Below are 8,446 nucleotides of genomic sequence, written 5' to 3'. Positions count from 1 at the left end.
GAATATCACAAGCAGGAAATTTCCTTCCCCCAGGGGAGAGATCACATGGTATGGGCTCACCAACGCGCAGGGCGCGACGGTGGAGGACTCCACCATGAGAGCCGGCATCATTGAGGTTCGTGTCCCTGACAAGGAGGGTAAAATCGAGAATGTGGCTCTGCGTTACGCAGATGCCGCGGATTATATCGCCGACGGACCGTGTCTGGGAAAGTGCCCGGGACGCTATGCCAACCGTATCGCCAAGGGGCATCTTGAGGTTGACGGCAAGGAATACAGTCTCAGCATCAATAACGGTCCCAACGCGCTTCACGGAGGTCCGGAAGGATTCCAGAACCAGAACTGGGATGGAGAGGAACTGCCCGATGGCATCCGCTTCACCTACAAGGCAAAAGACGGCGAGGAGCAATATCCCGGCAACCTGACAGTCACGGCGACATACAGATGGAGCGACAACAACGAGCTGACTCTTGATTTCCATGCCGAAACCGATGCAGACACCGTTGTCAACATGACCAATCATGCATATTGGAATCTTGACGGAGCGGATGCCGGCAGCATCTTCGACCATGAGATGAAACTGAAGGCATCGCACTGGTTGCCCACTGACGAGACCCAGATACCCACCGGTGAGATCGCGCCTGTGGCGGGAACTCCTATGGACTTCACTTCGTTCAAGAAAATCGGGCGGGATATCCGTCAGGAATTCGAGGCTCTCAAGATAGGCAAAGGTTATGACCATTGCTGGGTCGTTGACGGATGGCAGCCCGGCAAGACGGTGGAAGGCGCTGTTGAACTCAAAGGGGCGGTGTCCGGACGAAAACTTGTTGTAAGCAGCGACCAGCCCGGCGTGCAGATATATACGGGCAACTGGCTTGCAGGATGCCCGGAGAATAAAAGCGGTCGTTCCTATGAAGATTACGAAGGTGTTGCCATAGAGATGCAGGGTTTCCCTGACGCGCCGAACAAGCCCGCTTTCCCGTCACAGCTTCTGAAAGCCGGAGAGAACTATGACCGCAGGATAGTCTTCGCGTTTTTATGATTTTTTATAATGCGGATGATGCTCCATCAGTTCGGAGCGCAACCGCGATCTGTCAAGGTGGATGTATATCTCGGTAGTGGAAATTGATTCATGTCCGAGCATCTCCTGGATCGCACGGAGATTCGCTCCCCCTTCGAGCAGATGAGTGGCAAAAGAGTGTCGCAACGTATGTGGCGACACTCTTTTTATTATCCCTGCCGCCGCCGCCGAGTCGCGTATCACATAGAACACCATCACGCGGGTCATCATTCCCCCGCGGCGGTTCAGAAAAAGGATGTCGCTTGAGTCAGGCTTTATCTTGAGGCGTTCCCTGATGGGAAGGTATTCCCTGATGAGTCTTATTGATTCCGGAGAGAGAGGTACAAGCCGCTGTTTGTTTCCTTTTCCGGTAATTATCACATATCCCNCGTCAAGATTCACTCTTGACATGCGCAACTCCACAAGTTCGGACACCCGCAGGCCGCTGCCGTACAGAGTCTCTATTATCGCATGGTTTCGCGGCGTTTCGTCTTTTCCCGGATCAAGGGCGGCAATCATGGAGTCTATATCCTCTACAGAAAGTATATCGGGAAGTGTGCGTCCGAAGCGTGGAGCCTCAAGGAGTTCGCAGGGGTCTGTGTCAGTGTAGCCTTCAAGCCGGAGGAATCTGAAGAACGCGCGTATTCCAGAGAGCATCCTCGCCTGTGAGCGCGGCGAGATTCCGAGGTCACGGAGAGTGCAGAGAAACTGATGAAGAGCGTCTGTGTCGACATCTGTCAGTGACAGTTCTCTTTCTTCAAGAAATTCGAGGAGGTGAATCACATCCGTGTGATAGCTCTCCAGTGTATTACCCGAAAGACCGCGTTCCAGCAACAGGAAATTTGAGAAATCAGACAATAGTCTCTCTGTGGTATTTAGCGGTCGCATATGTTTTTTCAGATATACATGAGATATGACACTTTCTGCATTCCGCTTCTGGAAATGCAGATGGCGTTGCGTCTGCCGCGAATCATGATTCCCTCGTTCANTGCCTCGAAAACAGAGTCGCACCAGTTTTGCGGAGCATCTTTTATCAGTAGCGTCCTGTCTGGCAATGACATAAAGGAACGTAAATCCTCGAGAGGTATTTCATCCCCTCTTGTGGCGATTATGTCACAGTCCGACACCGCCTTGTCGGCGTTGCGGATGAATCTGATCTTCGAATCGGGACTCTTCATGGCGATGAAATACGCTTTGTGTGCGTAATCAGGCAGGAACACTTTCCGCGGACGAAGAAAGCAGACAAGACGTAAAAGCATNTTCGCCTTGTCTGCGATTCTGTGTTCCGAAGATGAGCATGCCCTGTCAATGTCGTCATAGGCGTAATATGCATAGCCACGGCACGGTCTGACCACCCTTTCGACCAGCTGATAGCCGAAAGGGGAGTGGACGCCGAAGCCATGTGAATTACGCCATCTGTCGAACATGGATTCTAACTTTTTCTTTTCCTGATTATCGGGAGTGCGAGCAAGAGGAGGGAGATGGCGCACAGTATATAGATGACCGATACGGAGGCAATCGAGATGTTGTTGGTTACACGCACAGATTTGGGGTCAAAACTGAAGCGTATCTCATGTCTGCCTGCCGGAACACGCAAGGCTCGGAGCGTGTAGTTCACCCTTCCGATCTGTGTCTCCTTGCCATCAACGGTGGCAGTCCATCCCCAGGGGAAATATATCTCGCTGAACACCGCGATTCCCCCTTTAGCCGAGTTTACGCTGTATGTAAGGGCATTCGGCGCATATGATGTCTCATATATTGTATCTCCCAGTGACTTGGGGATCGCGTTGCCGAGAGTCTCGCGGAACTTCGCGTCTGCCACGGCGGCAGTAGCGGTGTCGAGAGAGTCAAGTGCCGCCATTTCGCTGTCGGCGTCTGCAACGTACGATATGGTGTCTACAAACCACGCGTTGCCGAGTGCGCCGGGATTTCGCTCATATTGTTCGCCGGAGAGGAAATACTTAGTGTTGAGCATATTTATCACTCCCATGTTCCCTTTGGAGATCTGATGGTCGAGAAGGTCGTTATAGCGGGTTAGTTTCGCCGCGTGATATCCCCCGATTGTCTTGTGGAAATAAGAGGAGCGTGCGGAATAGAGTCCCTGTACGTCATATACACGATAGTTTGAAGTGTCTTTGAGTATCGCCTCGTCTGCCGCTGTCTTGTTGAAAGTCACGTCCTCAAGGGCGGGGCGGGTGAAATTCTCCGAATTCACATATCTTTTGCCCACAGAGAAGAGGTCGATGAGCATGACGGCTGTCAGCATGCATACGAAAACCGCACGGTTTTTAACCGCACCCCTGAGGTAGAGGAAGATTACCAGCGCACCGAGCAGGATGAATGCCAGCGAACGCAACGAGTCCGTGCTCACAAGAGAGAGGCGGGTCTCGCGTATCGCGTTTAGAATATTGTAATATTGAGGATTGGAGAAAGCCCCTGCCTGCTGCAGCTGCTGGATCTCGGATGCGCTGTAAGGCTCTCCGAACATTGACGGGGCAACCCATCCGAGGAAGCAGACAATCGCGCCGAGTCCGAAAACAGTATAGAATACCATGCCGAAACGCTGAAGATAGTTTTCTGTCTCCAGCATTTTGCGCACAGCCATTATAGCAAGCAGCGGTATGGTGAATTCCACAATCACCAGAATGCTCGCCACCGCACGGAATTTATTATACCCCGGGAAGTTATCGATGAAGAAATCAGTGAAAGCCTCGAAATTGTGACCCCACGAAAGCAATATCGCAAGGATAGAGACCGCGAACAAAGCCCATTTCATCGGTGTGTTCACCATGAACAATGCGAGAATGGCAAGCAGCAGTACGAACGCGCCGACGTATACCGGTCCGTTGGTCATCGGCTGGTTGCCGAAATATTGCGGGAACTGAGATAGAAACTGCAGTTCTTCAGGTGCAAGGCTGAGTTCATCTGCCTTTCCGGTGTCAGCCAGTGAGAGCAGGCTGCTCTCGCCAGCCACCGGTTTGATTGTGGCTCCCCCCTTGACATTTGGAATCAGCAGCGACATTGTCTCGTCGATGCCATAGCTCCAGGCGGTTATCGCGCTGCGGCTCATCCCTCCGGTCTCCGTTCCGGGAGGAGGCGTGAGATCCGTGGCACGACCTCTTACGGTCTCTTTGGAATATTCATAGGAGTTGTAGAGGCTCGCGGAATTTGCTCCGACGGCAAGTATACCGGCTGCAATGACACAGGCTGTTGCCATGCCCCATTGTCTGATTCTGTGCTCGCGTATCGCCGAACAAAGCCAAGCCACGACCATCGCGAAGATAACGAAAAGGAAGTAGTATGACATCTGCGGGTGATTGCTCTGCAGCTGTAGCGCGCCGAACAATGCCGCCAATGCGGCTCCTGGAAGATATTTTCCTCTGTAACATAGTGCTATGCCACCTATTGTCGGCGGTATGTATGCCAATGTCACAAATTTCCATATGTGCCCCGCCCCTATGATGATTATGAAGTATGAGGAGAATCCCCAGGCGATCGATGCGAAAAGCGCATTATACCATTTGAATCTGAAGCACAGGCACATGATGAAGAACCCCGCCATCATGGCGAACAGCAGATTCGCCGGTGACGGAAGTCCGAGAGTGTATACATTCCATATCCAGCCAATCGCCTTTCCCGCCGGGTAGGATGGCGCGATCTGGAAATTCGGCATTCCTCCGAAGAGGGAATTGGTCCAGCGTGTGGTCTCACCTGTGGCTTCATGGAAGGCTTTCCCCTCCTGACCGTTGGCTATGCCCTGCTGTATGTCATGCTGCTGGAGCACATTCCCTTCGATGTCGTCCGGACAGAAAAAAAGAAAGGCCGTTAGGGCAAGCAATGCCACGGCCAAAAGGGAATACAGGGTCTTGTCTGATAATTTCAGATTCANAAAAAACAATTTTAATGACTTTTCTATGCGATCACTTGGAGTCGGACTGAGGAGTCTGACCATCGACCTCGATGTGGATCTGTCGGTTCATGCTTTGCTCAAGAGAGATAAGCGTTTCGGTCTCCGTTACGCCCTGAATATGCTGGATACGGTCGTTGAGCAGCTCCATGAGATGCTGGTTGTCTTGAGCGTAAACCTTGATGAGCATGGAGTAGGGACCAGTGGTGAAGTGACATTCCACCACTTCGGGAATCTTGTCGAATTCCTTAACCACTTCGCGATACATCGAACCTTTCTCCAGTCGCACACCCACATAGGTGCATGTGTTGAATCCGAGAGATTTGGGATTTACGGTGTAACCGGACCCTGTGATTACTTTCATGTCGATAAGACGCTGTATGCGCTGGTGAATGGCCGCACGTGAAACGCCACACTGAACTGCCACATCTTTTGAAGGGATGCGGGCATTCTGCATAATGATGTTCAGAATCTTTTTGTCAAGATTATCTATTTTGTCCATGATTTCGATTAGATTTTAGCTGTTCGCTGTTAATATAAGCATACATCGGGTATGCATGGAATTGCTTTGTTTGGTTAAAATGTATATATTTTTTATTAATATTATGCAAAATTATATATAAATTATTGAATTTACAAGAAAAATTGAGTTAAATTGTGACAATTTGACAGATTTTAACGCATTTTGCTATTATGTGTGTTTTGTCAACTTACAACGGTTTCGCGGTTTCGCGTTCTTGATTTGGCGTAAGATGCTGTTATCAAGGCTGTGGCGACCCCGATGACGGTTATGGGCAGAAGGGTCAGCAATATGTCGGTCGGGTCAAGATGTACCGGATATGCCGCTATTGTCAGTGTGCCTGGGTCTCCCTGCAACCGAATGAGACCGAAATGCTCCTGAAGGAGAGTCAGAGCCACTCCGAGACATATTCCCGATGCACCTCCTGCCATTGTGACGAAAATGCTTTCCCAGAAAAATATCGAGCCTATCCCGTTTCTGCTGAATCCGATGGCTCGCAAAGTGGAGATTGATCTGTCTTTTTCAATCACCAGCATCGACAAGGATGAAATGATGTTGAAAGACGCTATGACAAGAATGAAAAAAAGCAGAAGAAATGTGATCCATTTCTCGATTGTTATCATGCGGAAATTCATCTCCTGTTGCTGCATTCTGTCTTTGAAAGTGAATGCGTCTCCGGTAAGCAGGGAAATCTTCCGGGTCAGTCCTGTCAGGTTTGCTTTCGGATCGATTGAAATCTCTATTGCCGATGCTTCAGTGTCATATTGCAGCAGGTCGCGGGCGAGGTCAATGTCAACTATAACATGGTTCTCATCGAATTCAGACTGGTCGGAACGGAAAACACCGGTTGTGAGAACCGAGTCTGTGAGGAATGAAGCGGCAGGATTCGACAGGTTTACTCTCCCCTCCCGTATCGGAGTGAAAAGTAGCACTNCCTCTCCCGGAGCCGCGGATATTCCGACGGCGGCACCTATTGAGAAAATGGCTTTCCGGAGCTGTTTCTCACCGGGACCTGACGGGCTGTATCTGTCAATTACAAGTGAGTCGAGGCTTGTTGTCTTGCGATAACGCGCCATGTCGACGCCTTTGAGAGTGACAGGCATCTCCTTCGAGCCGCAAATGGCAAGTGCATTGTCGGTCAGAGTGGGGGTTGCGATTCTTATCCCCTCAGTGGTGGCAATTGCCTCTGCTATGGAATCAGCGTTCTCAAATACCTTCCCTTTTGCCGGAGTGACCATTATGTCGGGAGACAAGGAATCAAGCCTGCCGGCTATCACATCCTTGAAACCGTTGAAAACCGAAAGGACACAGATGATTGCTGCGGTAGCGATTGCCATGCCGCAGATCGACACCATGGATATGGCGCCTACCGCACTGTGTGATTTTTTCGACAGAAGATAGCGCCATGCTATCCATGCCGAGGGCTTTCTTCTCATTTCTTGTCTGATGCCAGAAGTCTGTCGATGTTGTCGATATAATCCAGCGAATCGTCAAGATAGAACTGCAGGTCCGGGCATTTTCGCAACACAGACTTAACAGCCTGAGCAAGTTCGTAGCGCACGGTTTTTGACTGCTTCTTGATGTTGTCGAGGATTTCGTTGGATTTTTCCGGCGGGAAAATGCTGAGGTATGCTTTTGCGATACTGAGATCCGGTGATACGCGCACCGCGCTCACGGATACGAGGATGTTTCCCATCGCGGCTGTCTGGCGACGGAAAATCTCGCTAAGTTCCTTCTGTATCAGTCGGGATATCTTTGCTTGTCGTTTGCCTTCCATAATAAAACTATATTGGGTTTATTTAGTAAAACGTGGAGAGAGAGGAAATCGTTTATTTTTTGCGGATAAGGGTGAGTCCGTCGCGCAGCGGCAGAATAACCGATTCGATATCCGTGCGGCTGCGGATCATATCGTTGAATTCACGGATGCCTCTGGTCTGCGGGTCTTTCTCTTTTGCCGGATCTACCACATGGCCGTCCCACAAAGTGTTGTCGGCGATTATGAAGCCCCCTTTCCGCAACAGGGGGAGACATAGGTCGAAATCACGGGAATATCGTCGTTTGTCGGCATCGATGAAGATGAGGTCAAATGTAGCGGGATTCCACTTCTTAACGACATCTTCTGCTGCTCCTATATGAAGTGTCACTCTCTCTCCGCATTCGGACGAGGAGAGGTTCCGGCGTATGAAATCTTCGAGTTCGTCGTCGATTTCTATTGTGTCGAGGGTGGCTTCCCCTTTAAGAGCCTCTGCGATGCACAATGCCGAGAATCCGGAGAATGTGCCCAGTTCGAGCACCCGTTCGGGGCGTATCATCTCCACAATCATCTTCAGCAGCCTTCCTTGCAGCAGCCCCGAGCACATGCGTCCGTTCAGGAGGCGGAGGTTGGTCTGCCGCTCGATGCGTGAGAGGTATTCCGGCTGGGGCGAGATGTGGTCTTCCACATATTTTGTCAGCTCGTGGTTCATGTCGTCTTGCATTCTATGGTGTCCAGAAGGAAACCGATTGCCATTTCATATCCTTTGCGGCCGCAGCCGGTAATGACGCATCCGGCAGCGCGAGCGGTCACGGATGTGGCTCGGAAAGCTTCGCGGGCGTGGATGTTTGATATGTGCACCTCCGCAACAGGGGTGTCGGAGTCTTCCACGGCATCCGCTATCGCGAAAGAATAATGCGCGTAGGCACCCGGATTGAGCACTATGCCCGCAACCGCCGGGTCTGCGTTCTCCCGTTGTATCATGTCAATGATCTCACCTTCCGAGTTTGACTGGAAGAAGCGGATTTCCGTTTCCGGAAATTTTTTTCTTATACCTGTCAGAGTCTCCTCGAAAGTCTTGTGTCCGTATATTTCCGGATTCCTTTTGCCGAGCATGTTGAGGTTCGGACCGTTTATGATAGATATTGTCATTGCTTGTCGGAGTTAAACTGTTTTGGGTTTTCTGATATTTTTTCCGGAGTGCCGGTA

At 50.7% G+C, this 8,446-nt stretch carries 8 protein-coding genes; 1 reads left to right on the top strand and 7 read right to left on the bottom strand.

Going from position 1 to position 8,446, the window contains the following annotated elements; all coding sequences use genetic code 11:
• Window positions 1-1,039 (top strand): aldose epimerase family protein (locus JX312_RS05845; RefSeq protein WP_370541478.1); only part of this gene is annotated, 1,039 nt, incomplete at its 5' end.
• Here JX312_RS05845 and xerD read toward each other — a convergent pair.
• The 7 genes from xerD to JX312_RS05810 form a co-directional block, all read right to left on the bottom strand.
• On the bottom strand, window positions 1,034-1,945 hold the full coding sequence (gene xerD / locus JX312_RS05840; RefSeq protein ID WP_204457369.1) for a site-specific tyrosine recombinase XerD: 912 nt from the start codon (window positions 1,943-1,945) through the stop codon (window positions 1,034-1,036). The genes JX312_RS05845 and xerD overlap by 6 nt on opposite strands.
• Before the next feature lie 544 nt (window positions 1,946-2,489).
• Complete coding sequence (locus JX312_RS05835; RefSeq protein WP_239653825.1) at window positions 2,490-4,901, bottom strand: YfhO family protein; 2,412 nt, start codon at window positions 4,899-4,901, stop codon at window positions 2,490-2,492.
• 76 nt (window positions 4,902-4,977) lie between these two features.
• Window positions 4,978-5,466: an Lrp/AsnC family transcriptional regulator gene (locus tag JX312_RS05830; protein ID WP_123406486.1), complete on the bottom strand. Its 489-nt coding sequence runs from the start codon at window positions 5,464-5,466 to the stop codon at window positions 4,978-4,980.
• Between the two features lie 203 nt (window positions 5,467-5,669).
• On the bottom strand, window positions 5,670-6,920 hold the full coding sequence (locus JX312_RS05825; RefSeq protein ID WP_204457367.1) for an FtsX-like permease family protein: 1,251 nt from the start codon (window positions 6,918-6,920) through the stop codon (window positions 5,670-5,672).
• Window positions 6,917-7,261: a 30S ribosome-binding factor RbfA gene (rbfA, locus tag JX312_RS05820; RefSeq protein WP_123406482.1), complete on the bottom strand. Its 345-nt coding sequence runs from the start codon at window positions 7,259-7,261 to the stop codon at window positions 6,917-6,919. Before rbfA ends, JX312_RS05825 begins: the two co-directional genes overlap by 4 nt.
• Before the next feature lie 52 nt (window positions 7,262-7,313).
• Window positions 7,314-7,949, bottom strand: a complete 636-nt coding sequence (locus JX312_RS05815; RefSeq protein WP_123406525.1) for an O-methyltransferase — start codon at window positions 7,947-7,949, stop codon at window positions 7,314-7,316.
• Window positions 7,946-8,389, bottom strand: coding sequence for a type II 3-dehydroquinate dehydratase (locus JX312_RS05810; RefSeq protein WP_204457366.1), 444 nt, complete (start codon window positions 8,387-8,389; stop codon window positions 7,946-7,948). The genes JX312_RS05815 and JX312_RS05810 overlap by 4 nt, the downstream gene beginning before the upstream one ends.
• Between the last annotated feature and the right edge of the window lie 57 nt (window positions 8,390-8,446).

The organism is Barnesiella sp. CU968 (assembly GCF_905219685.1).
GTDB classification, from domain to species: Bacteria; Bacteroidota; Bacteroidia; order Bacteroidales; family Muribaculaceae; genus Lepagella; species Lepagella muris_A.
Note: the sequence above shows the minus strand (reverse complement) of the source record. Positions and strands in the feature narration are given on the sequence as shown.